We start from the raw sequence: 26,693 nt of genomic DNA on the forward strand, positions 1-26,693 counted from the left end.
TTTTATTCCTCTTCCTTTACAATATCAGAGAGTTTCTTCAACACATCATGATAAACCACGATATCCTCCGGAGAAAGCTTCATGAAGTATTTTTCTAACACACGCCTCTCTGCCTGTTCTAATTCCATAAAAAACTCTAAAGCTTTTTCATCTAAATACACAAAAATCTCTCTTCTATTTTCCTTATTGGTTTCTCTTTTTACATATTTTTTCTCTTCCAATACTTTTACGAATTGACTAGCTGCACTTGGTGTTGCGTTGATAATTTGAGCAATTTCATTCATGGTAAATCTTTCAGTATCCTTAAGAAGGTTTAACACTAACGATTGCTTTGAGGATAGATCATACTCTTGAAAAAGTGTCTGAAATTCACTCAAAAACACCTTACTCATCTCTTCAGAATACCTTTGAGCCTCCATCAACAGCTTCATCATATCCATAACCATTCACTCCATGTGTAATAATTAATGTTTACTTAACACTTTAACTTATCTAAACAGTTAAGTTAACTTAACTATATTATACCAAATAATTCCTTTTATGTAAAATGGGGAATTAAATGGGGACAGTCCCCCGGCGAGTTAAAGCGTTACTCCACCGGGGGACTGTCCCCAATCCTTGCCCTTCTTCATAATCTCTTAACATTTTATTCATTCTGCCTTAAAGTACAGGTTATATAATGGGTTTGTGTTAAATCAGTTATTAAAAGGAGGAACCAAAAATATGTTTTTAAAGAAACTTACTGAAAACAAGCAAATCACCGTGGATTACTATACAGATGGTAATCTACAAACGATTAAAGGCCGTGTATATCGACTTAATTTGATTGAGCAACTTCTGTCACTTAAAGACGATAAACAAAAGTCGTTCACCATTCGTTTATCGTGTATCAGACACATTTATTAATTCAGCTGCGATGCATTTATTTTACCTGCCTATTAAGTTTTTCTAGTTCTTCTTCGATGGTCTTGATGTCAATTCGCTCAAATAACGGTTTTACATCCTTCACCGTCATAGGAGTGGATTCGATAAACGTCCAAGTAAATTCTTCCACACCTAACAGATCCTTTATTTGATTACTTGAGAATGGCAAGAATGGAGCAAGTAATTGGGCGAGATTGATAATAATAAGGCTGCAATTGAAAAGTGTATGATCGCAGCCAACCGTATCCTCTTCCACCTGTTTCCACGGTTTTTGTTCATCAAAATATTTATTGGTGAACCTAACCAGATCAAATATCTCTTCTAACGCCTGTTTAAATTGACTCCGTTCGGTAAGCTGACCCACAGTCCCGTAAATATTTCTTATCTTTTTTTCAATGGTAGGATCCAGGAAACTTTGTGGTACCCTACCATCATAATATTTCGCGATAAACTTCAAAGTCCGGTTTACGAGATTCCCATACCCACCTAACAATTCGGCATTATGACTATAGATAAACTCTCTCCAGGAAAAATCCGTATCCCTATTTTCCGGAGCATTAATGGTTAAAAAATATCGAATGGAATCAGGATGATACTTATCTAAAACATCTGGTACCCATACAGCCCAGTTACGGCTGGTGGAAATCTTTTTCTTTTCAAGTGTCAAATATTCGTTTGAAACAATATGATCCGGCAGCGCTGGGCTATTGATTCCCATAAGGATAGCCGGCCAAATGATACTGTGAAATGGAATATTATCTTTTCCGTGGACATAGTAAGTGGTCACATCTTTAGCCCAAAATATTGATTCGTCTTCCCCTGTTTCCAGCGCCCATCTTTTACTTGCGGAGTAATAACCAGAGAGCGCTTCGATCCAGACATAAATTTTTTTCGCTTCAAACCCTTCGACAGGTACACTAATTCCCCATTCAATATCCCTTGAAACTGCTCGATCAAGCAAACCTTCATTGAGATATCTTTCTGTCAAATGGACTGCATTCTCACGCCATGCTCTATTTGCTTTTGCCTGGCTGACTACAGATTGAAGCTGCTCTTGAAACAAACTTAACGAAAAATAAAAGTGTTCCGTCCTTTTTACGGTTGGAGAATTTCCACATAACTTGCATTTTCTCTCTAATAAATCTAATGGATCTAATATAGTCGAGCAGTAATCACATTGGTCTCCTCGGGAAGATTGACCGCAATTAGGACATAATCCCTCCACATACCGGTCAGGGAGGAACTGGTCACAGGTTTCGCAAAAGGTTTGTTCTACTTCTTTTTTATAAATGTACCCATTTTCCAAAAGCTCGAGAAAGATTTCTTGTACAGTTTTGCGGTGGTGCTCAGTGTCTGTTCGGGTATAGCAATTATAGGAAAATCCCAATCGTTTAAAGTTATTTTCAAATTCTACGTGATACCGGTCAGCTATTTCTCTTGGCGAGACACCTTCTTGTTTTGCTCTTATGGCAATGGGGGTTCCGTTGCAGTCACTCCCTGAAACATACAAGACCTGATCCCCTTTTTGCCTATAATAACGGGCTAAAATATCCCCTGGCAGTAAACTTGCGATGTGACCTAAATGCAATGAGCCATTCGCGTATGGCCAAGCGCCTCCAATAAAAACATTCATTTACAATTCCTCCTTTTTTCTTGAAACAACAAAAAACCCCGCCCCTATCTATAAATAGATAAGGACGAGGTTGATTTTCTCGTGGTTCCACCTTAATTCACCAAATGCTCACACAATTGGTCTCAACAAGTACGGAGCATTCATTTTAGATGCTCTTATACTGTGGTTTTGATAACGAGTACCCAAAACTCGTCGCAGCCTACTTATAACAAAAAAGTTACGTTCAATGCGAAGCTCAGAGGCCATTGTTCAAATGAGTATTTTTGCTTCTTCTCAGCTACCGAAGCTCTCTGTGAAAAATAGAATCACTTTACTTTTCCTCATCATTGCCTAATTGCGGTTAAATTGGATTTATTATACAACAGAGAAAATAGACTGGCAACCTTTTTTTTGGGGGACAGTCCCCCGTTACTTTAAAGCTTCACTCTAGGTGGGGACAGTCCCCCACTTGTTTAATGCGTTACCCCGCCGGGGGACTGTCCCCCCATCATCATAACTTTTCTACTCTTGCTTTTTTCCAAAATATGAATTTTGCAAAACGATTCTCCAGCCATCTGGATCCTCTATAGTTACTCCTGCATTTTTCCAATATGGATTTTCTGGTTCCACCTCGAAATAACCCATATCTCCCAAACGCTTAACAACTTGATCTCTCGCATCAAGATCTGGCATGTAAAAAACGAGCAAATTGTCTTCTGATGGAGGCGGACATGGAACCGCGTCTTCATGCTGGGTAAACTCCAAATGATAGGTTGTATCCGGCAACCCTAACATCACCCCATCATACCCATTATGATTTTCAAAATGACCGACTACTTTTAATCCCAAACCATCACGATAAAATTCAACCACCTTTCGTAACTGATTCGTCGGCCGTGCAATTCTAAATTGAACCACTTGTAGTTGATCAGACCAAGCATGACTCATACCTTTCACCTCATTCATTTTACTTATATTCACTATAAGAATATTACCATTATTAAACAAACCCTGTAATCGATTTTTAGTTTGATACTGTCTACAACTTTAGTCTTAATTTTCATAAAAAAATACGTCTCTACCAATAAGTAGAAACGCTAAGAAATCCTTATATTCTCCCAATATATTTGGGATCCCTAACAATTCCCGGCTGACCTGGAACCCAATTGGCAGGTACTCCCTCTTGCGTCCTTCTAGCATGTTGAATTCCCTGGAGGATGCGCAAAATTTCATACACATTTCTCCCTACCTCCAAAGGGTAGACCATTTTTGTAACAATCGTACCATCTGGGTCCACAATAACTGTTGCCCTAAAGGTTGAACCTAAGTTTTCATTCAGTACTCGGTATGCCTTACTAATTTCAAGATTTCGATCACTCAACAGCGGAAATTTCACCTTCGATGCTGAAGGAGACACCTCTGTAAATACCTTATGAGCATACACACTGTCAGTACTAATACCTAATACTTCAGCGTCTATTACTTTCAATTGATCATGAATAGCAGCGACCGCTGCCAATTCTGTCGGTCAAACGAATGTAAAGTCACTTCCGTAAAAAAATAAAATTACCCATTGCCCACGATAACTTTCAAGACTAACCGCTTTTATTTTTTTCTCTACATTATCGTAAGCTTCTGCCGTAAATAATGGAGCAATATCCATCGTTTGTGCACAGCTAGGAAGATGGCATCCATCCTGATGACTTCTAAAATCCACTAACCCACCCCCATTTGAACTCATGCTTTTTGTATTGTATGTTTAGTTTATTGTCCAGTTGAATAATTTAATGGTAAATTATTTTTTACTAAAAATAATATTTTACATTGTTTTATTTATAAATTAGTAATAAAATAATTACTAAACAAAGGAGGTTTATCAGTGATTAACGATATTGCAAAAGAATACCTGGCTCTGATTCCTAACCTTTTTGGAAGTTTTAAAGAACTGAACAAGGGATCAGTAAACCTATCACACATGCAGAATCACGTGGTCGAATTTATGTATATGCAACAGAGACCTTTGAACATTAAAGAAATCAGCTCTGGTCTTAATATCGCAAAGCAACAACTAACAAATATCATTAGTGACTTAGAAGCAGGAGGCTACTTGAGTAAGGTGCCTGACACCAAAGACAAACGAGCGGTACTGGTGTCCCTAACCCCAAAAGGGAAAGAAATTGAGGAAAAAAAGTGGACCGAAATTTATCAAAAATTCAGCCATAATCTAGCAAAATTAACCGACGAAGATCAGCTCGATTTAAGCTTCGCTCTTCATAAAGTGAATGTATTATTTAAAAAAATGGAGGAATCATGATGAGTCAAAGAGAACGAGTGACTATCTTAGTTATCGGTGTCATCATAGGCATAGTGATGGGTTTGATTTTTAAAGATATGTACAAATGTTTAATTACAGGAATAATAACAGCCTCAACAATTATGGTAATAAAGAGTCAGCAAGCAAAGAAAACTCTTAAAAAATAATGCTTTTACACAAAGAACCCTCTTCGGTTCTTTTTTATTTGGTTACTAGCCATAGACGTAAGCCGTTACAGAGTGTCTTATTGCCACATTTATTATAGTAATTGTAAAAAACATGAATTTGACCAAGTGGAGGAATCATTGTGGCATCAAAAAAGAAAGACAAGTTCTTTACTTATTTAATGAACCTTTCCTTAAACCTCAAGGAGAGTGTAAACTACTTTGCTGACTACGAAATCAATGATGAAAATGATTTAAAAATTTTTTCAAACAAAATGAAAGAATTTGAAATCAATGGAGATATAGTAGTTCATGATTTGATTAAAGACTTGAATACAGTATTCATTACTCCTCTTGAACGAGAAGATATTTTATCACTCTCTCTTAGGATGGATGATATTTTAGACGGTTTAGAACATACCGCTGCTCATTTTGAGATGTATTCTATTTTGAAAAAGGACAAGTTTATGCTTAATTTTATAGAAGCAATCAAAAGTTGTGTGTACGAAATTGATCTAGCGATTACCCTCTTATCTGCCAAACGATTAAAAGATATTAGAGAACATGTATTAAAAATTAAAGAATTTGAATCTACCTGTGACCACATCCTACGCGGCTCCATTAAACAGTTATTCACCATGGAAAATGACCCCATCCATATCATTCAATACAAATCCATTTATGAAGGACTAGAAGAAATTTCTGACAGCTGCCAAGCCGTGGCCAATATGTTTGACACCATAATTATGAAAAATGATTAATAAAAACGATACGGGACAGATAAACTGTCCCATACGTTTTACTTGTTCACATCTCTTTGTGCATTTAACGCTTTCTTTTCAAGACCATTTGCATTTTCCTGAGCAAACTCTACATCAGCTTTTGGTAGAGCCTTGTTTTTATCCTTTTTATTCTTAGCCATACAGAAACCCTCCCTTACCATGAAAATTTGCCATACACAATTTTAGTTTGCTTACTTTTAAAATGACTATGTAAAAAATAAGACAAGCTGCTTGAAATAGCGCTTGTCTTATTTTCTATTCCCCTTCCATTTTTAAAAAAGTCAGAGGCAAAATACCACTGACTCGATGAGAATACCTTAATAGTCATCATCAAAATTAGAAAAACCAATCGATGAAGCATGAGCTTCTTCCCACTCCTGCTTCTGTTGTTTTTTCTGAATATCTTTTAATTCTGCGCAAAGTCTAAACACATCTACTTGCTGTTCATAATGCCATTCGAGCGCAATAGAAGTATATAATTCATTTAGCTGCGCATAGGAAAAATCCTTCGTAGACTGAATGACTTCCTGTAACTCTTCCGCAGAAAGTATTTGATCAATTTTTTTGCTAAGTAAATACTGATGGCGAAGCTCTTTCGTTGGTACCTTAATCTCGTAAGCACGATCAAAACGACCCGAACGGTTCATCAACGCTGGATCAATTTTTTCAGGATAATTCGTTGTCCCAATGATAAAGATCCCTTCCTTTGATGTTGCCCCGTCTAGCACATTAAGGAAAACTGAACGAACACTGGCAGGCATCGAATCAATATCCTCAATCACCAATACTAATGGCGCTAATTTTAGAATTGACTTAAATACCTCTTTAATTGTATAACTCGATGTAAATTCTGTAATCTGCCAATAGGCAACTGGCGCATGAATGCTGCTGGCGATCGATTTCACGAGCGTTGTCTTCCCATTCCCTGGCCTACCGTAAAGCAGAATCCCTCTTTTATAAGGGATATCATACTTCTTGAAAAATTGTCCCTCTTCTAAAAAGAATTCATCAATGGAGCGGTAAATCTCTCGCTTCATTGTCTCCTCTAAAAACACATCTTCCCGATTTACCATCGTAGTAATACTATCAATCTCTGTTTCTACCCCTTCTTCTGTATCAGTAAAAACAGTGATATAGTTTTTAATATAGTCTCTTTTTCGTTTAAGAACATACTGCAAAAATGAAATCATGCACGCATCATTTTTAGCAAAAATAAAATCACGGGTCATTTCTCCGTCACTTTGATAGATTAAAAGCTTTCCAAGGGCAACTTCATAATTCGGATAATAAAATAGACCATTATTAATCCGTGGTTTGACGATGAACTCCATCGCTTTATCGTTATGGTTAGACGAAATCGTTCTCGTTTCCCCTTCTTTGTAGATATGACAAATAAGCTGAACCTCTGAAGATTCCTCCTTTAAGTCCTCTTCAAGGATATCCCAGATCTCATTCGATGTATCTTCATCAGAATACATCTGAAAATCAATTCCCACTTCGTTATGAAGCTTGTCTTGAAGCGTAGACACAACTTTTCCATAATCATAATAGTATGGTAATGATTTTCGCGCCATTTCTTTTGTGTCAAACAAAACATTTATATTTTTCATCTAAGTCTCCTTATCATTGTTTTGGATAAGTTGCTTGCAAAAAAGCAACAGATTGCTTGATTAACGCTTTTAACACCTCAACATCAATATCTGCAACTTTATTCACGTACACACACGCCTTACCCGATGTATGCTTTCCAAAATCTTTTAATAATTGTTCTCTCTTTGTATCGCCTGTGGCAAAATACAAACTGATTTTTGCTTTTCTTGGTGAAAAACCTACTAGTGGTGCATCACCTTCATGTCCAGAATCATATTTATAATGGTACGAGCCAAATCCAATAATACTCGGTCCCCACATCTTTGCCGGATAGCCAGTAGTTTCTGTAAATATATCTAATAGTTTATAGGCATCTTCACGTTTCTTTGGACTTTCAACTTGTTCAATAAATTCAATGACACTATTGTCGGTTTCTTTAGTTTTTAATTCATACATAGCAAAAACCTCCTTTTTCCATAATTACCATTATAATAATTATGGTCACACTTAATACTACGCCATAAAAAGGATTTTTCCTTCTTTATTGTAACATTTGAAACAAAAGGTTTCTTTGGACGTCTATTAAAGTAGGAGGTGGTATTTTGAGGAAATTAGTAAGCATGATTTCACTATTGTTTATAGTGTTCTTAACTGGTTGCCAGACAAATCAAGGCATAGTCATTGATTGGGTTGATTTTGTAAAATGGGAAGGAACCATGTATGACGGAATATATTCCGCTGCGATTTCGGATGAAAAGTTCATCGGGAAGAAAATAGGTGAGGTGAAATTTAGGGTCTCAGACAATGTTTCCGACCCCGAATATAAAGTGAAAAATGGAGATGCTGCTTTTCACGAAAAAGGGACAGACATCTTTTCTGTAAAGGGGTATCCAAATCTAATCGCCTTAAAGTCATCTACAGCCGTTCACCAATATCAGCTTTATTATTCAAGGGAAAAAACTCAGTACAAATGGCACTACGATGACCTTCCCCTCGAAAAAGTAAATAAAATTGAAATCTATCAGGCCTATACAACAGAAGGAAACAAGCGGATTTCGGAAATAACTAAAGTAGAAGAGGTTTCCCGCTTCATTGAAATATTGAAAAATAGTAAAGACTCCCCTAGCTTCGAACCAAACACAGAAAAAGGAGACCCTGTCTATTATAAAATGGTCCTCTATACAGAAGACCCTGTCGCCTACATGTACGACTTTATGTACGACGGCCAAACATACTACTGGCATCCCTCCGAAACAGGCATATTAGCCAATGACATGCAAACCTTTATTCATGGGGACAGTCCCCCGCCGCAGTAAAGCATTACCGCGCTGGGGGACTGTCCCCTAATATGTATTCGTCGCGATTTGCTTTCTCAATATTGCACCTAACAAAACAATAGTATATTGTGGTATTCGGTGATATGGTTCATCAACTTAAACCATTAACTGATTGTTGGAGGTAATTTCTATGAAAGCAATGGCGATTGATAGGTATGGAAAAGTTCCAATGCGTTTAGCAGAAATACCTATGCCTGAGATTGATGAATATGAGGTACTTGCAGAAATTCATGCAGCCAGTATTAATCCTGCTGACTTTAAGATACGGGATGGGAAAGTGAAATTGTTAGTTAAATATAAAATGCCTCTAATCTTAGGGAATGACTTTTCTGGTGTCGTTGCGAAGGTTGGCGCAAAAGTCACTCGTTTTAAAGTGGGGGACGAAATTTATGGTCGCCCACGTAAGAGTAAAATTGGTACTTTTGCTGAATATATCGGTATTCATGAAAATGACATCGCCTTAAAACCAAAGAATTTGAGCTTTGAAGAAGCAGCATCGATTCCGCTGGTTGGGTTAACCTCCTATCAAGCCCTAACAGACATTTTGCATTTACAAAAGGGACAAAAAATTCTAATTCACGCTGGTTCTGGGGGTGTCGGTACATTTGCTATTCAACTGGCCAAAATAATGGGTGCAACTGTGGCAGCGACTGCCAGTGAAGCAGGTACGAATTTAGTCAAATCTCTTGGTGCAGATGAAATTATTAATTACAAGACAGAAAAATTTGAAGAGAAATTGAAAAACTTTGATGCCGTATTTGATACACTTGGAGGCGAGATACTTGAAAAATCATTCAAAGTGATAAAAAGCGGAGGAAAAATTGTGTCCGTTTCGGGATTACCGAATGCTCGTTTTGGTAAAGAATATGGTTCAGGATTTTTTAAAACGTTGTTGTTTACAGCAGCAAGTTATAAACTTACTGCGCTTGGGAAGAAGCATAATGTTCAATATACGTTTTTGTTTATGAAACCAAGTGGAAATCAATTACAGATAATCACAGATTTTATTGAGGCTGGTAACATCAAACCTATAATTGATAGAGTTTTTCCTTTTGAAGAAGCTCAAAAAGCGATGGAATATGTGGAGTCAGGAAGAGTGAAAGGGAAAATAATATTAAAAATTAAATAGTTGTAGTTTACTCTTCGTTCAAACTTTATTCTAAAGCTACAAATGCTCTTCCAGGCATTACTTGATAAAATTCGCAGTGAACAAAGCCCTTAAACGCTAAAAAACAAAGCAGCGGCATAATAATATCCGCTGCTTTTAGTAGCATTACTGCAAATTAAAGAACACCTGGCCACCGACCATCTCTTCATACCAAAAATGCGCTTTTCCCCTAGCTTTAATCCACTTAGTAATGTAGCCCTCTTTTTAACTACCAAAATCATACTATTGTTTTTTAATAGGAGTGACCACAGAAAATAAACTTTCGGTAGGATCTGATACATTAAATTCAATAATCTTGTATCCAGTATCCCCTTCTTTGTACTCGGTATTAGTTGTAATAGCTAATTGGTTACGGTCCATTCTACTTACTTCCCTTCTAACAATATCACACAGAAGTTACTATATGTAGAATGTTAAAAAGGGTGCTTAATTTTTTCAAAAAAAGTCATGCCCTTGTAAATAGACTTTAATTTAATGTCACACTCTTGTTCTTTTTTTGAAAAATTTAAATGATATGATATTTTGTGCAAGCTCCAATTGATTTTATAAAAAGAGAGTGAAAATTATGCTGAACGTAAAAGAAGCAGCTGAACATTTAACCTCGGCTGGCATTGCCGCAAGTGAAGATATGGTAATGAATTGGATTGAGGAAGGAAAACTTAAGGCCGAAGTCGCCCAAAGAAGGAAAACTACATACAAAATCAGCGTTAAGGATCTTACTGAATTCATCATTCAAAAGCATGTTGCACAACTGATTTCACAAAATGAACAGTCACATCGTGAAAACCGGTACCTTACCGAGCAATTAGAGCTACTAAAAACCCGTGTACATATTGAACAATCAAAAGTACGCACCTTAAAAAAATTGCTTAACTCACAAATTGAAGGCACCGAACCTAGTACTTTTCCCTATGATGAGTTGTTGGGTTTAAAGAAACAAAACTCGAATAATAGCCAAACACTAAAAAAAGAATTTAAAAAACTGCTGAAAGCCCTCCATCCTGACCGGGGAGGTGATGAAAGGCTGTTTAAGGTGTTCCATGAACATTACGAGAACCTTAAATAATCATGAACAAACACTATACTATAGGTTCTTTATATAAACAAAATTGTTTTGTAGCTCCTTTTCACTAACTGAAATCCTAATTGCTAAATCTTTGGTCCGCAATACAAAATCTTTGACCCCAATAAATTCGGATTCAGCAATTAAATAGAATTGTGTTCCTTTTTTTATACCATTAAAATTTTTCTTAAGCTTATAGATCTTCATTTACTTACCGAACTACTCCCATACTATTTTTAACAAATATATTCGACAACCTTTTTTCTTATATTACCATAAATCCTACATCCACTTCTTTAACACAATAAAAAAATGACATGTGACCATTCACACGTCATTTTTTTATATTTAAAAGTGCTTCCTTCATTATGAAGCTTTTTGAATACGGATGGTCTTTCCTTCTTTACGTTGCTTCTTAAATTCAGCTGCTGCTGTAAAAAGAACGTCTGTAGAAGAGTTAAGAGCTGTTTCAAACGAATCCTGTAAAACTCCGATAATAAATCCTACTCCAACCACCTGCATCGCCACATCCCCAGGAATTCCGAATAAGCTACATGCAAGAGGAATTAACAACAATGAACCACCGGCAACACCTGAAGCGCCGCAAGCACAAACCGCTGCTAATACACTAAGAATAATTGCAGTAGGAATGTCCACTTGAATGCCAAGTGTATGTACCGCTGCAAGTGTCAAGACAGAAATCGTAACGGCTGCACCAGCCATATTAATCGTCGCACCCAGGGGAATAGATACAGAATACGTATCCTTATCTAGACCCAAATCTTCACACAATTTCATATTCACAGGAATATTAGAAGCCGAGCTTCTTGTAAAAAATGCTGTAATTCCACTTTCCTTTAAACACTTAAACACAAGTGGATATGGGTTTTGGCGAATATTTACGAACACGATGATTGGGTTCACTACTAAAGCAACAAGAAGCATACATCCAATCAAAACAGCCAGCAATTTCCCATAACTTAGTAAAGACTCAATTCCATTTGCAGTAATAGAGTCAAATACTAGACCCATGATTCCTAATGGAGCGAATCGAATAACCCATGTAACTAATTTCGAAACCGCATCAGAAAAATTAGCAATCAATGTTTTAGTAGTATCAGCAGCATTTTTCAGTGCCAAACCAAGTAGTACCGCCCATGCTAAAATACCGATATAGTTCGCGTTAAAAACTGCTTTTACTGGGTTATCAACTACGTTTAGAAGTAATGTTTTTAGGACTTCCACTACACCCCCAGGAGCCGTAACATCCTCCGCTCCTTTACCTAGAGTTAAGCTAACAGGGAACACAAAACTTACGATTACCGCAATAAATCCAGCTAAAAAGGTGCCCAAAAGATATAGGACGATGATGGTTTTCATATTCGTTTTTTGGCCACTCTTATGTTGCGCAATGGCCGACATAACCAGGAAAAGTACCAATACAGGTGCGATTGCTTTTAATGCCCCAACAAATAACGATCCAAAAATGGCCACTGGTTTTGCAACATCCGGAATCGAGACAGCCAAAATGATTCCAATAATCAAACCAACAATAATTTGTTTGACCAAACTCAATTGATTCCATTTCTTCCATAAACTTTTCAAAGATAGCCCCCCTAGTAGTGTAAGATCATTTCAACATTTCATGGTCATTTTAGAAGTCTTGGCAAGAGTCTACATTTCTAGCAAACTAGTAACATCAATTCCCGCTGTACCTCATCACCTTAACCATTAAATAATAAGTAGTATTATATAGAATATTTAGATATATTACAATAGCTTCATTACTATTGTAAATTAAAAGATTATCGAGTCATCGTAGCTAAAAAAAATAAAGCTCTAGTCGTAACTAGAGCTTTTATGGATTAGTTTTCAATTCGCTTTTCGATATGAAACAACCGTTTGTCCATTTCTGTTAACCTGTTATTTAGATAATCTACTTCGAAATCTGTTTTCTTTTTACTCGCCTTCAAAATTCCTACTACGTCCTCAGCTTGGGCAGTTTCAATTCTATTAACAGTTTCCTTGACCTCTTTAATATCAGATTTTACATCGACCATATCGGTTTTTACTTCTTTCATATCTGTTTGTAATTCATTTATATCCGTTTTTACTTCTTGCATATCCGCTTGCAATACTCTGATATCCAATTTTACTTCTTGCATATCCGTTTGCAAAACTCTGATATCCGTTTTTACTTCTTGCATATCCGTTTGCAATACTCTGATATCCGTTTTTACTTCTTGCATATCCATTTGCAAGACTCTGATATCCGTTTTTACTTCTTTCATATCCGTTTGTAATACTCTGATATCCGTTTTTACTTCTTGCATATCCGTTTGCAATACTCTAATATCCGTTTTTACTTCTTGCATATCCGTTTGCAATACTCTGATATCCGTTTTTACTTCTTTTATATCCGTTTGTACTTCTTTCAAACCCGTTTGTAATTCTTTTAAGATTCCAAGAATCTGTTCTTCCATTCCGCTCACCATCCATTTTTTTATTATAAGGGAATTTGCAATTGAATTCTACTTTATTAACTGCTGAAACTTTTTGAATGTGAAATAATTTTTGATAGAAAATAGAGGCTTAAATTAGAGTGAAGAGTTTACTGAGGATGCTTTTCCTTGCTCCATAGAGATGATCTTTTCTATTTGTAACATAACTGAAAGGACATGAATAAATGCCTCGTGTAGTGTAGATGTTTTTAAATATCTTTCATAATGATGATGGATACAGCTGGCCATCGCTTCTCTAGCTTTGTAGTCGAAATGATAGAAGTCAACAATTGGGAAAAATAAACCGCCACCTAGTGGAAGTAAGGTTCCTGCTACGATTTCACCCTTTTTAACAGGGACTGCGGTTGGATCATTCACTATAACATCCATTGTTTCTTCTGCCATAATATCAATTGCAACAAACGCGCGATCATTATATTTATGGCCGACAAAATAGAACTTAGGAACGGCACGATTGCATTCTTTTAACCATGAGGTAATGAAGGGTTTGTTTCTCAGCAGATGTTTTTTCTGCGCTAAATAATCTTCCATACATCTCAACTTAGGCTGTCGAGTTGATTGATATAACAAATGCCACCAAAACAGATTGTCTATTAAACCTTGTCGTTTTTCGATCCTAGGCTCATGGTCATCTACCAATTCCTCTAGAAGGGAAAGATTCTCATCATGGTAATACTCATCGAATGCATAGATCATAAAATCCCGAATAAATTCGTCTACCATAAGCTGTCTTATTTCTTCTGAAACGGGATAATCAGGCCGAAATGTCTTTGCCTTCAGGTCTGCTTGAACAAGTTCAAAAACATTTCTAACGTTTTCTTTTAATTTCATCTTCTCTCTCATTCCTTTCAAATCTATTTTTGATGTTATTTATATTTAGATTGCTCTAATATACTCATTTAAGAAAATGGCAAAACTGGCCTTCCTATATACAAAAAACAAGGATAAAAAAAATTAGAGGGTTTATGTATGATTAGATAGCTTTGAAAGAGTAAATGTAAGTGGCAGTAAATGAGTAGTGGATGAAGATTTAGCTAGAAGGAAATTTGAAGTAAATAACAAACCTAGTATATCATTTATATAATTGAAATGGTGATCACTATAATAGATTTCACAAAAGTGTAATAATTAAAAAAAGCAGTGCCAAAGAAATATTCGGCACTGCTTCCTTAATGTTTTATCTAAACCTTCATAACTTCAACATTTTGAGTTTTATCGAAAACTCCAGCTAAATAATCAATAGCCGTCAGGTACACCATCCCATTCCCTTCTAGCTTTGGAGAATACCCAAGTGGAACCGTTCTCTTAATGATTTGCGCATAAAGTTCAGGCTCTGTTAGCATTCTCTCAAATGATTCGAACGTAAGGGCTTTTAAAAGGGCTAAAGCACCTGAAACATGTGGTGTGGCCATCGAAGTTCCACTCAGCCTTGCATACTTCCCTCTTAAATAGGTGGAAAGGATATTCTCACCAGGAGCCACAAGATCCACTTCATTATTAGAATTAGTAAAATCAGAAATTTGACGGTCTAGGTTAATCGCGCCAACACTAATGACCTCATTGTAGGAGCCAGGGTAGCCAAATTCATTGGTTGTATCCTGGCCATCTCCTTCATTGCCAGCCGCACATACGACCAAAATATTATTCGCAATCGCCTTTTGAATTGCTTCGTGTAATTCAGGGACATCCTCAGGGCCACCAAGACTCATGGAAATAATATCCGCCTTTTGTTCAATCGCGTAATAGATACCATTGATAATCCATTCATACTGACCGGAGCCATTTCGATCTAGGACTTTAACAATTAGTAGATTGGCTTCAGGAGCAACACCAACAACTCCTTTTTGGTTCATCGTCGCTGCGATCGTACCTGCCACATGCGTGCCATGACCGCTGTAATCCCGGAAAACCTCTTTAATACCTTTGTCATCCTGAGTAAAATTCCTACCACCAATAATCCGTTCCTTTAAGTCGGGATGGGTCAAGTCACAACCAGTGTCAAGGATGGCTACCGTGACTCCTTTTCCTTTTGTTTTCTCCCACACTTTTGGGGCTTGAATCATTTCTACCCCGTTTGGCACCTCGGTTACTTCTTCAACCTCTGCAATCAATTGGTACGGAATTAAGCGCATTTGTCGCTCCATCTTTTTCCCTCCTACAGATTTATTGAAGCCAACCCATGATGTTATTAATAGTTTAACAATTCTGAATCTATTAATATTGATTCTTTTGGCATATTTTTCTATCATTCAACTCCTATCTTATTGGGAAAAAAATTTAGTTTCCAATTTTTATATAGGAGAATGATAGAAAAAGAGAATGGTGAATGAGAAAAATTTTCTACAAATTCCTGTTGCGGCTTTTGATTTATCGTCTTATTTTGTCCGAAAAAGATGTAATTTACCTATTTTTCATCAAATTTGGTGTTTAATGTAGATAAGTTTTATAACGTATTGGCAGGAAAAAACCAACTGATTATAAAATTAGTAAAACAGGCGGAACAGACGTCTAACGAATAAGTTGAAAGGTGGTCATGATTCTTGGCAGGAGATTTATCTTTACAACAAATCGTCGAAGGTCTACCGAAGTCTTTACTTTACGCAAATGACAGGGATTTAGAAGGGTTTCAGAAAATTATCGAGGAAACAATCAAACTAAGAGAAGGTCATAAAAACCTGCAGCGGATGGTTAAAAACTTTTCAACTGCTACCATCCAGCGTACCTAAAGCATACTGACAAAAACTATTTGAAGGTGGATTCACCTTCTTTTTCTTTGCTTCCTTCGCATCCTTTTGACAATGTTTCTAGTTTATCCGCCATCTCTGTCAGAAGTTCCTTTACCTTCTGACAATGTGACTCGTTTTCTGCCATCTCTGTCAGAAGTTCCTTTACCATCTGACTATGTGACTCGTTTTTCGTTCCAACTCTGTCAGAAGCTCTCTTACCTTCTGACAATGTGACTCGTTTTTCTGCCATCTCTGTCAGAAGTTCAATTACCTTCTGACTATGTTTCTCTCTATTCCACTAACTCTGTCAGAAGTTACTTCTGAATCAGGAAATGTACAGTTCACAAAAAAGGAAGCCAGATTTCTCTGCTCCCTTCTATTTCTATTAAAATTATACATTTCTCATCCGACGATTGTAATCCCTCTCAATCCCTTCCTTCCAGCTCCGCTCAATTGTTTTACCACAGCGAAGATTACTCACGGCTTCACTCACTGCTTCATAATTTAATTGTGTTCCAACCTCGTCCGCATGGTAATCCACGGCGAAGTCTTCCTCGATACCAAATCTGGCCGCTGTTGCAACCGCATCAATGTTCGCTCCAAGAAACAGGAATTCCCATCCATATTTCTCTTTTTGCATCTGAACCATCTTCTTGATTTTATCAGCGGTAAACTCAAGGCTGGCATTTTCCATCCCATCCGTTGTAATAACAAACAGCACCTTTTCGGCTCGTTCCTCTTCACTAGTTCTCTTTTGCACATTCACGATTTTCTGAATGGTAAATCCAATCGCATCCAATAATGCCGTTGTGCCGCCAACTTCATAATCCTTATCGGTTATAGGCGAAATGCCTTTTACATTGATTCGGTCGTGCAATAACTCGTAATCGTGGTCGAATAAAACCGTAGTTACAATGGCTTCCCCTTCGGCCTTCTGCTGTTTCGCAAGCATGGCATTATAGCCGCCAATCGTATCAGCTTCAAGGCCTGCCATAGAGCCGCTTTTGTCTAAAATAAACACTAACTCAGTCACATTCTTTTTCATAAATCATCATCCTCCGTTCGTTGATATACAAAGGATACCAATTTAAAAAAAAGAAAAGGTCGCTTCGAAAGCGACATTTTAAGCACCAAGTAATGGTTGGTCAAAAGAAAATAAAACCTCATTAATTTGATGGATATTATAGTTTGCTTGATGAATAAAGTACTGAATAATGACATCAAACTTACTGCTCTGTGACAAGGTATAACCGGCAGCGGACAGCAATTCCAACGTTTCCTTAAAATCCAGTTGCAACGCAATAGCCAATGCTACGGCAGTTTTCTTCTTTGGTGAGTAATCAACACTAGTCCTGATTTTTGAGAATAAACGCCGGTCAAGATTGGCCCGTTTATAGGTCTCCACATCTGTCATGCCTTTTTCGTCAATGAAACGCAACAGCCTTTCAGAAAAAGACTCGTCGAGTTGATCTAACAGATTTACTAAGGAATATTCGGCTTCCTTAAATATCTCGCATTGATTCTCACGCATCTCTTCCAGGACATATGGGTCTACCCTATTACGATTAAACGTGAGACCAGCTTCATCAACATAATTCTCGTCGATATACTCTTCAATGGATTGAAATAATTTCTTGCTGATACCAAATGAACTTTTATCAAAGACAACGAGGTAAACGAATAAATCATGATGTAATAAATAGGAACTTATAGTGGAAATCGCAATCTGCAAAGCCTCTTCCTTGGGATAGCCATAAATGCCTGTTGAAATTAATGGAAAGGCGATCGAATTGCACCGATATTTTTTTGCTAGTTCTAAAGAGTTAAAGTAAGAATTCTTTAACAAGTCAGCTTCCTGATTGGTTCCACCCTGCCAAATCGGTCCTGGCGTATGTATGATATATTTTGGTTCCAGGTTAAACCCATTCGTTATCACAGCTTCTCCTACCTGGCACCCACCGATTTGATCACAAGCCCCCTGCAGTTCACCAGCACCTGCCGCTCGAAAAATGGCTCCACATACACCGCCACCCATTTGGAGCCCGGTGTTTGCGGCGTTGACAATTGCATCCACTTTCATTTTGGTAAGATCATTACGAACAATTTCTAATGGCATACTTATTCCCATCCCCATTTTAAACGTTTTATTCTTACTTCTATTATATCAAATTGAAAAAAGACCGAACATGCAATTACATGTCCGGCCCAACACTTGATGGTACTTCAATCTTTTCTACAGCTTTCTTTTTCCTTTCGACCCTTTGTAAAATCTCCATTGGAATATAGGTAATCCCAAATACAATTAGTGCGGCAATCTCTAGATTGATATAATACATAATTCCCGTTCCGAAGAAGGTCAGAATAGTTTCTGATTTTGTTGGCGCAGCCAAGTAGAAAAAGTTCGTATCAATCAGCTTATTCAAAATAAAAATGGGAACGGCAATAATGTTAGCGGTTACATAACTAAACAAGATGGCTTTCTTTGGAACCCTGTAACCTTCGTATAGGATGAAATATAATGCGGCTAACGGAAGTACGGAATGATGAAGGAAGTATTCGATAAAGTGAAAATGAGGAAATGTGTAGACCATTTCTGGTGTAACCATCGCTAAAAATGGAGGAAGCGTACCGAAAAAATACAATAAATAGAACATCTTTCGATTCTTTTTCAAAAATAAATACATGGCTAAAAAGGTACTAAGCGAACACAGCTGTAAAGGAAGATCGCTCACATCCCATTGGTCGGTTAGGATTAACCATACATGCGAAGAAATCTCACAAGCGGGCAAAAGAAGAAACAGTGTCCATTTAATAATCTTCTGATAAATCTTAGCTTTATTTCTGAAATACACAAGTACACCACAAGCAACAAAGAATACCACTAAGGTCCAAATATGCGCTGCAGAAAACAACTCAAACCCCTGCATTCCTGTAACAGAAAACATGATGTTATCACCACCTCTCGCTGTTCGGTGAAATGCTGTTAATCTAAATGTATTCATTAACATAAAAAATTGTCATGGTTTTTAATGATTTTAAACGGCCGAACGATCATTTCCTGTGACTTCATATTCTAAATACTTCTTAGAGATAACGATAGGAATAAAGTCCAAAGGAAAATTGATGGATTTACTTTCCACTTTTATTTCTTAAAAATAAAGAGTAGAAGATTTTGAAAGGTAGCGATCAATAAGATGCTTTATATACGTGATATTGAGAAAATAATTAAAAATACTTTACATGAGCACACATTAAATATTGATTATGAAATTAACAATAAATTACTTGCGCCTATGAGCTATAATGTATCGACTAATACTATTAAGTTTAACTATTTACAAATTAATGGATACATAGCTAATATTAACTTTAAAATTAAGGAGACAGATGAAGACTGTGTTAAAATTATCCTCTATCGCCAGCTCGGTTATTATTTAGTATTTCAGAACAACAAACATGATTTAAGGGTTTTAAAGTATTTAGAGGAGGAAGTTAAAACACAGATTTTAGCTAAAATAGAAACGACTGCTTGGGAGTATGGTAGAACCTTGGTACCTGAGAAGCTCGTGAATTCCTATGATAAAGTCCGTGATTTAGATAAAATGCTACTAAAAAACTATTAAACAAAAATATTATCTGATATTCAAGGAGAAAATAAATGACCTGGTTAATTATTTCCACTTTACTAGCTGCATCTGTCGCTTGGTTAGCTTATAAAGTTAAAAAGGAAAAGGCTAAACAAAAAGAAATGAGAAACAACCATTTCCAAGAGTTAACAGCCTTTAAAGAATTGCAAAAAGCTACAATGGAAACGGCAGCAGCCAACTTCGATGAGAAGGTTATGCATTTGTCCGAATCATACCAACGTGAAATAGAAAAACTCATGATCGAAAATGAAGATATACGGAAAAATTATAGAAACCAAGGGGAAATCATCACCCATCAGATACTCGAAAATTTCAAATCTGATTTAATTCGAAAAAAAATTATTCCACCCGATGAAATGATTATTATGCCGAATATTTTTATACCTGAGATAAACGGCAATTATCGGCAGATCGATCACCTTGTACTCTTATCAACTGGTATATATGTATTAGAAACAAAACACTGGAAAGGTCATATATTATTGGGATTAACAAAAATGGGCAGCCATAGGTTTTCTTTTTTAGCAGAGTTTGTGGACAGTGAAAAAGAGGAAACGCTTATATTCGATAAGGATGAGTCGGGAGCATTAACTGTAAAGACATATGAAAATCCAATTAGCCAGGTTCAGGAGACAGCCGTCATCCTATCAAATTATTTACAAAGTCAAGATATTACAACATGGATAAACTCCTTGGTATTCTTTAATGACGATGATAAAGAGCTTCATGATTGGTCGGATAACAGCACCGTAAAACGGTTTACAAATAAAGAGCAGTTACAACAGTTTTTTATAAACGAGCTTACATCCAAAAATAGAATATATGGTGCTTTTCAGCTTAATAATATAAAGCATCTTATTGAAAGCGCTAATTATATTTAAGTTTGCTAAGGTAACTCATAATAAGAAGAAAAAACGCTAAACTCAAATAAGTATGAGTTTAGCGTTTTGGGATTATGTTATTAGTAGTTTGTATCCGTATCGAAGCTTTACGAACTAAACTGAAATAGGATAGGAACGCCAGAAAACTGGCGCAGAAGATAATAACACCCATTGGAACCCCTGTATTCGCCCCTGCTATTCCTACAAGCGGAGCTGTTATTGAACCGAGAACAAAAGGCAATACGCCTAATAAGGCTGAGGCACTGCCCGCTATGTGTCCTTGTGATTCAATAGCTAAAGCAAAAGACGTCGTCCCAATAATACTGATGGACGATACGAAAAAGAAAATTGGGATGGCTACTGCGAAAAGTGGTGCTTTTAAAAGCAAAGCAACGAGTAACCAAGCACCCGCTACATTAGAGATGACCAATCCAATCTTTAAGAATGTCTTCTCCGGAATGAAGTCTGCCAATCGCCCAACCATCTGACTTCCAATAATCAAAGCAATTCCATTTACTCCAAATAAAAAACTAAATTGTTGGGGTGTGACTCCGTAAATATTTTGATAGACAAACGGAATACCAGATACATAGGCAAAAATCCCAGCAGTAGTACAACCTTGCGTGAGTGCGTATCCCATAAACGTTCGGTCTCTAAATAATGAACCAAAATTCTTTATAATTTGTGGTAGATTGCTAGGAACACGATTTTCTACGGGCAGAGTTTCTTCTAATTTAAATATAACAGTGAAGAACAACACCGCACCAAGACAAGCCAATGCAACAAAAACCCCATGCCAATTGGTAAAAGCAAGAATCCCTCCGCCAGCAATCGGTGCAACGATCGGCCCGAGGTTCCCAACTAACACCATCATCGTAAAAAACTTGGTCAGTTCCCTTCCGCTAAAAAGATCTCTGACAATCGCTCTTGAGATCACAAGTCCACCTGCTGCGGCAAAGCCCTGGACTAGACGAGATCCAATAAGGAAATAAATATTTGGCGCTATAGCGCATGTCAGCGAAGCCAGTAAATACAAGATGATAAAGAAGATCAAAGGTTTTCGACGGCCTTTCACATCGCTCAAAGGGCCAATGATCAATTGCCCCAAACCTAGACCTAATAAGCATGAAGTTAAACTAATTTGTACCAGTGAAGCTGTGGTGTGATAATCTTTTACAATCGTTGGAAAGGACGGCAAATACGTATCAATTGTAAAAGGTCCTAATAGTCCAAGTGATCCAAGGAGTAAAGCCAGCTGTATTCGTTTCTTTCCACTCGGTTTATTCAAAATCCATCGCCTTTCTAAAAAAAATATTAGTTTATTCACTTATTTCAATTTATTTCGATATGCTAAATAAAAATAATTTTCATTATAACCTATTCTTACTCAATCGTAAACAATAGTGATTTATTTCTTTTAGACCATAATAAAAAGCACCCAAAAATTGAGTGCTAAAATGCATTAAAACTCACGGTACCCCAGTAGGGACTGTTCGTTTTCTAATTCATTATTCAAGATTCCCATATCACGAATATGTGCACGAGTTTTTTCATCGCCCAAATAATAGAGTAAAGAATAAATCACCATCATTCGCATGTCATATTCTTTATTTTCGGGTTGATGATGGTATTCAAGAAATGGAATATGGGCCCGAATATAACTTTCCCAATCTGTTTCATCGGTTTTATCAAATAACCGTTCCAGCACAGCAACTTGGCTTTCCGTTGCGTTAATCTTAAAATCCCATTCCCCTCCATTCGGTTCAGCAAAAATCTCGTGGGATTGTATGTTAATGAAATAACTGCGTTTTTCATCCATATAATCATCTCCTATCCTTTTTTCCATGTATACCACAACTTTTCAAGTCCAAAACGGTAAAGAAAAAACGCTAACCTCATATAAGAATGAGATTAGCGTTGATCGCTTTCGCACTATGTAATAGCCCACACAATTTCACTAGTTATGGCTGCTGCATTCCTGCCCTGACCAGTTTCTTAGTGTCCTTGTTGGACTATGATGCGGGTGAAGGGAGTCGAACCCCCACGCCCGAAGGCGCCAGATCCTAAGTCTGGTGCGTCTGCCAATTCCGCCACACCCGCAAAATAATATTATGGCAGAGAAGAAGGGATTTGAACCCTCGCGCCGGTTACCCGACCTACACCCTTAGCAGGGGCGCCTCTTCAGCCTCTTGAGTACTTCTCTGTATGAAGAACTACTTCAAAAAGTTCCGTTAAGAACTTACAAACTAACTATAACATCCACACCAATTGGAAGCTACCTGTAAATTTTGGTAGACAAAACTCCTAAGTTTTTTATCTCTTTTTCTGAAAAGATGCTTTATGGAACTTTCCAATATGCTTAAACAAATCCTCACCAGTAAATTCCTTATGCTTAGAAGTGGTTTGAACATACATTGCCTGATAAGGCTCCGGCACCCAAATATACTGATGAATATAATCAGTCAAGGTAAAACCGCACTGCTGCCAAAAATGAATTCTTTTCAGGTTTTCCGGTGTTTTTTCTGCTTCTACTTCAATAATTAATGCATCAAAGTGTTCTTTAGTCTGACACCATTCATGAATATAGTTCACCATTTTCTTCCCTAACCCTTGATTTTGAAAATCTGGATGAACAGCCAAATAATCAATTAATAAAGCATCCAGTTCATTCAATTTACCGGTAAGGGCCATCGCTACGATTTGGTCTTCTATATAGCCAACATGCAAATAGCAAATCCCTTTTTGAAACATGTTTCGAATGATTTCCACTGGTTTTGCTCCCTTGTCCTTAAAAGCCTGTTTATAGATGAAGCCTGCTTCGGCCCAAATCGCTTCATTCCATTGATCATAAGTTTTAAAATTCAAACCTTTTTACCTGGAGCATTATCGCAAAAACGCTACCAAGTATACCTCCTTATCATTTTGTTATTATTATTTACTGATTAGTAAAAAACAACCTGAATTCAATCAGGTTGTTTTTACGTAAGGAAACGGATTACTTTTTAGGAATTTCACAACCATTTTCATCACAGACGATTCCATCATCGTTGTTTAACACAACGATTTCATCCTCTTGAATGACTTTTCTCAATGCTTGAACAAATGCCTCCGTTGGTTGTGCACCGGATAGGGCATACTTTTTATTAATAAGGAAGAATGGAACACCTGTAATTCGGTACTGCTGTGCGGTTTGTTCATCCGCACGCACTTCATTCGCCATTTCATCACTTGCAAGCATGTTTTCAACAGCTTCCCGGATTAACCCTACCTCTACTGCTAAATCTGTTAACGTTTTATGATCACCAATATGCTTGGATTCCGTGAAATACGCGTGTAAAATGCGCTCTGTCATCTCTTTCATTAAACCATACTTCTTAGCAAACATCGTCACACGGTGTGCATCGAAGGTATTTGTTAAAATGAGCGTATCCATATGATAATCTAGTCCAGCTGCCTTGGCCATATGAACCATTCGTTCAGTATTGGCTTTTGCTTGCTCGATGCTCATCCCATATTTTTTAGCTAACGCTTCATAAATGTTTTCTTTAATGTCCCGACCCGCTGTCGGATCCAATTCGTAGCAACGATAGGTTACTTCAATCGGATGGTCAATCTGTTTAATGGCATCCTCCAGATGCCTTTTGCCAATATAGCAAAATGGTCAAGCAAAATCAGTCCACATTTCAATATGCATGGTTGTCCCTCCCGTTTGTTTTTCTTGTATAGTATAAGGGAAACGGGTTTATTTTACACAGAATATGATTCAGTGCTTTGCACATATCTATAATGAAGAATGATCCATGGATAAATGAGCCATTATTTAGGGTAAAATTGACTCACATTTAATCTGTGGTATTTCCCCAGTAACTTTACGTTATTTATACTTATTTGTGTTCCAATTTATTTACTTTTCTTTTTACTTCTGCTACTTCCTTAAATAAAAGCTCTACATCAGAATTAACATCAAATGCCAATGCTTTCATGTCCCTTCTAATGGTTGTGAAATTCTCAGTCATAAGTGTGGCAGTGTGTTTTATAATATCTTTTATCTCTTGTTGCCCAGATTTTAATTGGTCTTGTCCCATTTCCAAATTTGCTGTTCGACTTATTAATTCTTGTTGTCCCTGCTCAACATGGTCCATCCGAATCATTAATTGTTGCTGACCTGTATTTAAATCTTCTTGCCCTTTTTTCAAATTTTCTGTGCTGCTTATTACCTCTTGTTGGCCCTTCTCAACCTCTTCCATTCGAATCGTTAATTGCTTATGACTTGTAATTAATTCTTCCTGTCCATTTTCTAAATTTACTGAGCGGTTCAATAACTCCTTCTGGCCCTTTTCTAGATGGTCTGTGAGGCTTATTAATTCCTTTTGACCAGTACCTATATGTTGCAATTCTGAAAGAATCATTTTCAATGTCTCTTCCATAAACGCACCTCCGATCCATTATTAACCAAACATCAATTTCATTGTAAAATGAATTTTAGTACCTCTATATACAATCATATCCATATTTTTCGATATACTCCGCAAATGACAAATGAAAATCCTCAGGGACACTGCCAAATAATGTTTCAAATTCACCATTTTTATAAGTAACTAGGTAACTCTTCTCCCGGTCCACATCATCGTTATAAAATTTGCCTTTGAGATTTTCAAATTGTTCATTGGTTAATGGACTCATTAATAGTTTACTACTGAAGGTTCCATCCTTCATCTTCAAAAAGAATTTACCATACCCCCTTCTTTTTTCAATTTCAAAATAAGAAGTGTTATTTTCCGGATCATATTTTGCTTCGCGATCAACTTCACAACCACAGCATTGGCAGATGATATAGCCTGCACCAATCCTGTAATAATAATCCTCAACAGCAAATCTTCCACAATCAGGGCAAGCTACAGGACGTAAAAATGATGCCATCAACTATTCCTCCTCCTTAAAATGAAAAGATGATTTTTTTAACTACGTAACACTTCCCTTCCAAAAATTTATAAATAAGGTCAGATAGACACAGAAGACTGCAAATAAAAAGGGAAATAAACTAGAATAAAGAATGAGAGAGCAAAGGAAACAATAAACGAAAGAATTTATGGGTAGGAAAAAAGATAGCTTAGGGAGGAAATATAAAATCAAATAGGAGAATTTATTAGTCATAAGCAATTATATCATTCACTTCAATAAATCGCCGCTAATCCAAATGGTTTTCACAAAATTGACAAGAGTATATATGTAAGAAAAATTATAAAAAAAAAGCCAGACATGCTGGTACATGTCCGGTCAGGCAAATGTTTCTATTTGGATGAGTGAATCGTGTTCAGCTCTTCTGCAATAAGATTAGAATGCGTTTGGCAAAAATACATAACCATATCAATGACTACTTTTGAAGAATACTCCAAGAAGTTCACCATGTAGTCTCTATTATCCGGATGCAGGAATGTCCCTATAAATTCAACCAACAAATCGTTTACAATTTTGGTATGGAAATAAACACCTTCAGCATGGATTACTTGCTCTTTAATGTCCGATCCTTGGTAAACTAACTGTTGAAACCGAGGCATATTTTCTTCAAGAAAATTAGTTTCTTCCACTTGTTTCGGAACATCCGCCATGACCGAATGGAAGATTTCTAGTGGGAAAAACTGTTCTTCTTCAATACACTGCGCTAGAAAAGAAATCGCCGTATTTGTATTTGCATATTGGAAGGTTACATACTTTAAGAGTTCCTCTAAATACTCTTCCTCAGAATCTACACCATCTCTTAATCTTATTAAAACCTTTTTAATTCCTTCTTCCCGCTCAACTTTATCCCAATGAGGCTGACTAATAAAAGCATGAAAAACTTCTGCTGTGTTTTTTGATAATAGTTCTAATGACAATGTTTTCGACCCCTCTAATCGTTTTCGTATTTATGAATCAGCACAAGGTTAGTCTCATTACTAATTCTGTAAAATCTAATGCCAATA

General features: G+C 36.8%; 33 protein-coding genes, 2 tRNA genes, 1 other RNA gene and 1 other annotated feature. Of the genes, 10 read left to right on the plus strand and 26 right to left on the minus strand.

The genetic code is table 11. The features are described 5' to 3' along the window. Positions 1-2: 2 nt before the first annotated feature. The gene (locus tag QE429_RS14395; protein ID WP_307287854.1) at positions 3-440 is read right to left on the minus strand and encodes a MarR family winged helix-turn-helix transcriptional regulator; all 438 of its coding nucleotides are present in this window, start codon (positions 438-440) and stop codon (positions 3-5) included. A gap of 283 nt (positions 441-723) precedes the next feature. Here QE429_RS14395 and QE429_RS14400 point away from each other — a divergent pair, with 283 nt between their 5' ends. Next, the gene (locus QE429_RS14400) at positions 724-906 is read left to right on the plus strand and encodes a YolD-like family protein (RefSeq protein ID WP_307287856.1); all 183 of its coding nucleotides are present in this window, start codon (positions 724-726) and stop codon (positions 904-906) included. Positions 907-922: 16 nt separating this feature from the next. Here QE429_RS14400 and metG read toward each other — a convergent pair whose 3' ends face one another. The 3 genes from metG to QE429_RS14415 form a co-directional block, all read right to left on the minus strand. Then, positions 923-2,557: a methionine--tRNA ligase gene (gene metG, locus QE429_RS14405; protein WP_307287858.1), complete on the minus strand. Its 1,635-nt coding sequence runs from the start codon at positions 2,555-2,557 to the stop codon at positions 923-925. A gap of 57 nt (positions 2,558-2,614) precedes the next feature. Then, positions 2,615-2,893, minus strand: a binding site (T-box leader). Between the two features lie 165 nt (positions 2,894-3,058). Continuing rightward, positions 3,059-3,484 carry a VOC family protein gene (locus tag QE429_RS14410; RefSeq protein ID WP_307287859.1) on the minus strand — a complete coding sequence of 142 codons (426 nt, stop codon included), beginning with the start codon at positions 3,482-3,484 and terminating at the stop codon, positions 3,059-3,061. A gap of 160 nt (positions 3,485-3,644) precedes the next feature. After that, positions 3,645-4,277, minus strand: a complete 633-nt coding sequence (locus QE429_RS14415; protein ID WP_373463202.1) for a peroxiredoxin — start codon at positions 4,275-4,277, stop codon at positions 3,645-3,647. 138 nt (positions 4,278-4,415) lie between these two features. Between QE429_RS14415 and QE429_RS14420 the strand changes: the two genes are divergently transcribed. The 3 genes from QE429_RS14420 (at position 4,416) to QE429_RS14430 (ending at position 5,775) form a co-directional block, all read left to right on the plus strand. Further along, complete coding sequence (locus QE429_RS14420; protein ID WP_307287860.1) at positions 4,416-4,850, plus strand: MarR family winged helix-turn-helix transcriptional regulator; 435 nt, start codon at positions 4,416-4,418, stop codon at positions 4,848-4,850. After that, positions 4,850-5,017, plus strand: a complete 168-nt coding sequence (locus tag QE429_RS14425) for a hypothetical protein (RefSeq protein WP_307287862.1) — start codon at positions 4,850-4,852, stop codon at positions 5,015-5,017. Before QE429_RS14420 ends, QE429_RS14425 begins: the two co-directional genes overlap by 1 nt. Positions 5,018-5,157: 140 nt before the next feature. Beyond that, positions 5,158-5,775 carry a DUF47 domain-containing protein gene (locus QE429_RS14430; RefSeq protein ID WP_307287864.1) on the plus strand — a complete coding sequence of 206 codons (618 nt, stop codon included), beginning with the start codon at positions 5,158-5,160 and terminating at the stop codon, positions 5,773-5,775. Between the two features lie 38 nt (positions 5,776-5,813). On the opposite strand, the gene QE429_RS14435 is transcribed toward QE429_RS14430, so the two are convergent. The 3 genes from QE429_RS14435 to QE429_RS14445 form a co-directional block, all read right to left on the minus strand. Beyond that, on the minus strand, positions 5,814-5,936 hold the full coding sequence (locus tag QE429_RS14435) for a hypothetical protein (protein WP_307287866.1): 123 nt from the start codon (positions 5,934-5,936) through the stop codon (positions 5,814-5,816). A gap of 177 nt (positions 5,937-6,113) precedes the next feature. Then, positions 6,114-7,406, minus strand: coding sequence for an ATP-binding protein (locus QE429_RS14440; protein ID WP_307287868.1), 1,293 nt, complete (start codon positions 7,404-7,406; stop codon positions 6,114-6,116). Between the two features lie 13 nt (positions 7,407-7,419). Beyond that, on the minus strand, positions 7,420-7,842 hold the full coding sequence (locus QE429_RS14445) for a DUF1801 domain-containing protein (protein ID WP_307287869.1): 423 nt from the start codon (positions 7,840-7,842) through the stop codon (positions 7,420-7,422). Positions 7,843-7,988: 146 nt separating this feature from the next. Between QE429_RS14445 and QE429_RS14450 the strand changes: the two genes are divergently transcribed. Both QE429_RS14450 and QE429_RS14455 read left to right on the plus strand, forming a co-directional pair. Then, positions 7,989-8,702: a hypothetical protein gene (locus tag QE429_RS14450; RefSeq protein ID WP_307287870.1), complete on the plus strand. Its 714-nt coding sequence runs from the start codon at positions 7,989-7,991 to the stop codon at positions 8,700-8,702. Between the two features lie 151 nt (positions 8,703-8,853). Next, positions 8,854-9,852 carry an NADP-dependent oxidoreductase gene (locus QE429_RS14455; protein ID WP_307287872.1) on the plus strand — a complete coding sequence of 333 codons (999 nt, stop codon included), beginning with the start codon at positions 8,854-8,856 and terminating at the stop codon, positions 9,850-9,852. Positions 9,853-10,113: 261 nt separating this feature from the next. On the opposite strand, the gene QE429_RS14460 is transcribed toward QE429_RS14455, so the two are convergent. Continuing rightward, the gene (locus tag QE429_RS14460; RefSeq protein WP_307287874.1) at positions 10,114-10,251 is read right to left on the minus strand and encodes a hypothetical protein; all 138 of its coding nucleotides are present in this window, start codon (positions 10,249-10,251) and stop codon (positions 10,114-10,116) included. A gap of 205 nt (positions 10,252-10,456) precedes the next feature. Between QE429_RS14460 and QE429_RS14465 the strand changes: the two genes are divergently transcribed. Next, a complete protein-coding gene (locus QE429_RS14465) occupies positions 10,457-10,957 on the plus strand; it encodes a MerR family transcriptional regulator (RefSeq protein ID WP_307290826.1) in 501 nt (166 codons plus the stop codon). Between the two features lie 363 nt (positions 10,958-11,320). Here the strand turns inward: QE429_RS14465 and sstT are convergent, their stop codons facing one another. The 4 genes from sstT to QE429_RS14485 all read right to left on the minus strand — a co-directional run bounded on the left by sstT (position 11,321) and on the right by QE429_RS14485 (position 15,620). Continuing rightward, on the minus strand, positions 11,321-12,559 hold the full coding sequence (sstT, locus tag QE429_RS14470) for a serine/threonine transporter SstT (RefSeq protein ID WP_307287875.1): 1,239 nt from the start codon (positions 12,557-12,559) through the stop codon (positions 11,321-11,323). Positions 12,560-12,819: 260 nt separating this feature from the next. Beyond that, entirely contained in the window at positions 12,820-13,437 is a 618-nt protein-coding gene (locus QE429_RS14475) for a hypothetical protein (protein WP_307287876.1), read from the minus strand. A gap of 114 nt (positions 13,438-13,551) precedes the next feature. Further along, on the minus strand, positions 13,552-14,307 hold the full coding sequence (locus tag QE429_RS14480) for a hypothetical protein (protein WP_307287878.1): 756 nt from the start codon (positions 14,305-14,307) through the stop codon (positions 13,552-13,554). 350 nt (positions 14,308-14,657) lie between these two features. Beyond that, positions 14,658-15,620 (minus strand): S8 family peptidase, encoded by a 963-nt coding sequence (locus tag QE429_RS14485; protein ID WP_307287880.1) that lies wholly within the window; start codon positions 15,618-15,620, stop codon positions 14,658-14,660. A 396-nt stretch (positions 15,621-16,016) separates the two neighbouring features. On the opposite strand from QE429_RS14485, the gene QE429_RS14490 reads away from it, so the two are divergent. Further along, positions 16,017-16,202: a hypothetical protein gene (locus tag QE429_RS14490; protein ID WP_307287883.1), complete on the plus strand. Its 186-nt coding sequence runs from the start codon at positions 16,017-16,019 to the stop codon at positions 16,200-16,202. 16 nt (positions 16,203-16,218) lie between these two features. Here the strand turns inward: QE429_RS14490 and QE429_RS14495 are convergent, their stop codons facing one another. The 4 genes from QE429_RS14495 to QE429_RS14510 form a co-directional block, all read right to left on the minus strand. After that, positions 16,219-16,431: a hypothetical protein gene (locus QE429_RS14495; RefSeq protein ID WP_307287884.1), complete on the minus strand. Its 213-nt coding sequence runs from the start codon at positions 16,429-16,431 to the stop codon at positions 16,219-16,221. 162 nt (positions 16,432-16,593) lie between these two features. Then, complete coding sequence (locus QE429_RS14500) at positions 16,594-17,247, minus strand: vWA domain-containing protein (protein WP_307287885.1); 654 nt, start codon at positions 17,245-17,247, stop codon at positions 16,594-16,596. A gap of 78 nt (positions 17,248-17,325) precedes the next feature. Further along, the gene (locus QE429_RS14505) at positions 17,326-18,318 is read right to left on the minus strand and encodes a macro domain-containing protein (protein ID WP_307287886.1); all 993 of its coding nucleotides are present in this window, start codon (positions 18,316-18,318) and stop codon (positions 17,326-17,328) included. A gap of 76 nt (positions 18,319-18,394) precedes the next feature. Continuing rightward, a complete protein-coding gene (locus tag QE429_RS14510; RefSeq protein WP_307287888.1) occupies positions 18,395-19,147 on the minus strand; it encodes a YwaF family protein in 753 nt (250 codons plus the stop codon). 249 nt (positions 19,148-19,396) lie between these two features. On the opposite strand from QE429_RS14510, the gene QE429_RS14515 reads away from it, so the two are divergent. Together QE429_RS14515 and QE429_RS14520 are read left to right on the plus strand one after the other, a co-directional pair. Then, positions 19,397-19,825: a hypothetical protein gene (locus QE429_RS14515; protein WP_307287889.1), complete on the plus strand. Its 429-nt coding sequence runs from the start codon at positions 19,397-19,399 to the stop codon at positions 19,823-19,825. Between the two features lie 35 nt (positions 19,826-19,860). After that, positions 19,861-20,730 (plus strand): nuclease-related domain-containing protein, encoded by an 870-nt coding sequence (locus QE429_RS14520; protein ID WP_307287890.1) that lies wholly within the window; start codon positions 19,861-19,863, stop codon positions 20,728-20,730. Positions 20,731-20,788: 58 nt separating this feature from the next. On the opposite strand, the gene QE429_RS14525 is transcribed toward QE429_RS14520, so the two are convergent. The 10 genes from QE429_RS14525 to QE429_RS14570 all read right to left on the minus strand — a co-directional run bounded on the left by QE429_RS14525 (position 20,789) and on the right by QE429_RS14570 (position 26,606). Further along, positions 20,789-22,018 carry a Bcr/CflA family multidrug efflux MFS transporter gene (locus QE429_RS14525; RefSeq protein ID WP_307287892.1) on the minus strand — a complete coding sequence of 410 codons (1,230 nt, stop codon included), beginning with the start codon at positions 22,016-22,018 and terminating at the stop codon, positions 20,789-20,791. A 174-nt stretch (positions 22,019-22,192) separates the two neighbouring features. Next, positions 22,193-22,549 carry a hydrolase gene (locus tag QE429_RS14530; RefSeq protein ID WP_307287893.1) on the minus strand — a complete coding sequence of 119 codons (357 nt, stop codon included), beginning with the start codon at positions 22,547-22,549 and terminating at the stop codon, positions 22,193-22,195. 114 nt (positions 22,550-22,663) lie between these two features. Further along, an RNA gene (gene ffs, locus QE429_RS14535) (signal recognition particle sRNA small type) lies at positions 22,664-22,749 on the minus strand. Next, positions 22,749-22,830 (minus strand) — tRNA-Leu (locus tag QE429_RS14540). Before QE429_RS14540 ends, ffs begins: the two co-directional genes overlap by 1 nt. Positions 22,831-22,842: 12 nt before the next feature. Continuing rightward, positions 22,843-22,933, minus strand: a tRNA-Ser gene (locus QE429_RS14545). 110 nt (positions 22,934-23,043) lie between these two features. Further along, complete coding sequence (locus QE429_RS14550) at positions 23,044-23,595, minus strand: GNAT family N-acetyltransferase (protein WP_307287894.1); 552 nt, start codon at positions 23,593-23,595, stop codon at positions 23,044-23,046. Positions 23,596-23,725: 130 nt separating this feature from the next. Continuing rightward, positions 23,726-24,379: a DsbA family oxidoreductase gene (locus tag QE429_RS14555; protein ID WP_307290828.1), complete on the minus strand. Its 654-nt coding sequence runs from the start codon at positions 24,377-24,379 to the stop codon at positions 23,726-23,728. A gap of 235 nt (positions 24,380-24,614) precedes the next feature. Continuing rightward, positions 24,615-25,157, minus strand: a complete 543-nt coding sequence (locus QE429_RS14560; protein ID WP_307287895.1) for a hypothetical protein — start codon at positions 25,155-25,157, stop codon at positions 24,615-24,617. A gap of 64 nt (positions 25,158-25,221) precedes the next feature. Beyond that, a complete protein-coding gene (locus QE429_RS14565) occupies positions 25,222-25,650 on the minus strand; it encodes a hypothetical protein (protein ID WP_307287897.1) in 429 nt (142 codons plus the stop codon). Positions 25,651-26,021: 371 nt separating this feature from the next. Beyond that, on the minus strand, positions 26,022-26,606 hold the full coding sequence (locus QE429_RS14570; RefSeq protein ID WP_307287898.1) for a hypothetical protein: 585 nt from the start codon (positions 26,604-26,606) through the stop codon (positions 26,022-26,024). Positions 26,607-26,693: the final 87 nt, after the last annotated feature.

The sequence above is a fragment of the Bacillus sp. SORGH_AS_0510 genome, assembly GCF_030818775.1.
GTDB lineage: Bacteria > Bacillota > Bacilli > Bacillales > Cytobacillaceae > Neobacillus.

Bases quoted from the DNA above. Each gene is read 5' to 3' on its own strand.
- QE429_RS14460 (WP_307287874.1), bottom strand. From the start codon at position 10,251: ATGGACCGTAACCAATTAGCTATTACAACTAATACCGAGTACAAAGAA.
- QE429_RS14400 (WP_307287856.1), top strand. From the start codon at position 724: ATGTTTTTAAAGAAACTTACTGAAAACAAGCAAATCACCGTGGATTAC.
- QE429_RS14445 (WP_307287869.1), bottom strand. From the start codon at position 7,842: ATGTATGAATTAAAAACTAAAGAAACCGACAATAGTGTCATTGAATTT.
- QE429_RS14530 (WP_307287893.1), bottom strand. From the start codon at position 22,549: ATGGATGAAAAACGCAGTTATTTCATTAACATACAATCCCACGAGATT.
- QE429_RS14475 (WP_307287876.1), bottom strand. From the start codon at position 13,437: ATGGAAGAACAGATTCTTGGAATCTTAAAAGAATTACAAACGGGTTTG.
- QE429_RS14485 (WP_307287880.1), bottom strand. From the start codon at position 15,620: ATGGAGCGACAAATGCGCTTAATTCCGTACCAATTGATTGCAGAGGTT.
- QE429_RS14500 (WP_307287885.1), bottom strand. From the start codon at position 17,247: ATGAAAAAGAATGTGACTGAGTTAGTGTTTATTTTAGACAAAAGCGGC.
- QE429_RS14510 (WP_307287888.1), bottom strand. From the start codon at position 19,147: ATGTTTTCTGTTACAGGAATGCAGGGGTTTGAGTTGTTTTCTGCAGCG.
- QE429_RS14560 (WP_307287895.1), bottom strand. From the start codon at position 25,157: ATGGAAGAGACATTGAAAATGATTCTTTCAGAATTGCAACATATAGGT.
- QE429_RS14435 (WP_307287866.1), bottom strand. From the start codon at position 5,936: ATGGCTAAGAATAAAAAGGATAAAAACAAGGCTCTACCAAAAGCTGAT.
- QE429_RS14425 (WP_307287862.1), top strand. From the start codon at position 4,850: ATGAGTCAAAGAGAACGAGTGACTATCTTAGTTATCGGTGTCATCATA.
- QE429_RS14455 (WP_307287872.1), top strand. From the start codon at position 8,854: ATGAAAGCAATGGCGATTGATAGGTATGGAAAAGTTCCAATGCGTTTA.
- QE429_RS14410 (WP_307287859.1), bottom strand. From the start codon at position 3,484: ATGAGTCATGCTTGGTCTGATCAACTACAAGTGGTTCAATTTAGAATT.
- QE429_RS14505 (WP_307287886.1), bottom strand. From the start codon at position 18,318: ATGCCATTAGAAATTGTTCGTAATGATCTTACCAAAATGAAAGTGGAT.
- QE429_RS14395 (WP_307287854.1), bottom strand. From the start codon at position 440: ATGGATATGATGAAGCTGTTGATGGAGGCTCAAAGGTATTCTGAAGAG.
- QE429_RS14480 (WP_307287878.1), bottom strand. From the start codon at position 14,307: ATGAAATTAAAAGAAAACGTTAGAAATGTTTTTGAACTTGTTCAAGCA.
- metG (WP_307287858.1), bottom strand. From the start codon at position 2,557: ATGAATGTTTTTATTGGAGGCGCTTGGCCATACGCGAATGGCTCATTG.
- QE429_RS14520 (WP_307287890.1), top strand. From the start codon at position 19,861: ATGACCTGGTTAATTATTTCCACTTTACTAGCTGCATCTGTCGCTTGG.
- QE429_RS14465 (WP_307290826.1), top strand. From the start codon at position 10,457: ATGCTGAACGTAAAAGAAGCAGCTGAACATTTAACCTCGGCTGGCATT.
- QE429_RS14565 (WP_307287897.1), bottom strand. From the start codon at position 25,650: ATGGCATCATTTTTACGTCCTGTAGCTTGCCCTGATTGTGGAAGATTT.
- QE429_RS14440 (WP_307287868.1), bottom strand. From the start codon at position 7,406: ATGAAAAATATAAATGTTTTGTTTGACACAAAAGAAATGGCGCGAAAA.
- QE429_RS14515 (WP_307287889.1), top strand. From the start codon at position 19,397: ATGCTTTATATACGTGATATTGAGAAAATAATTAAAAATACTTTACAT.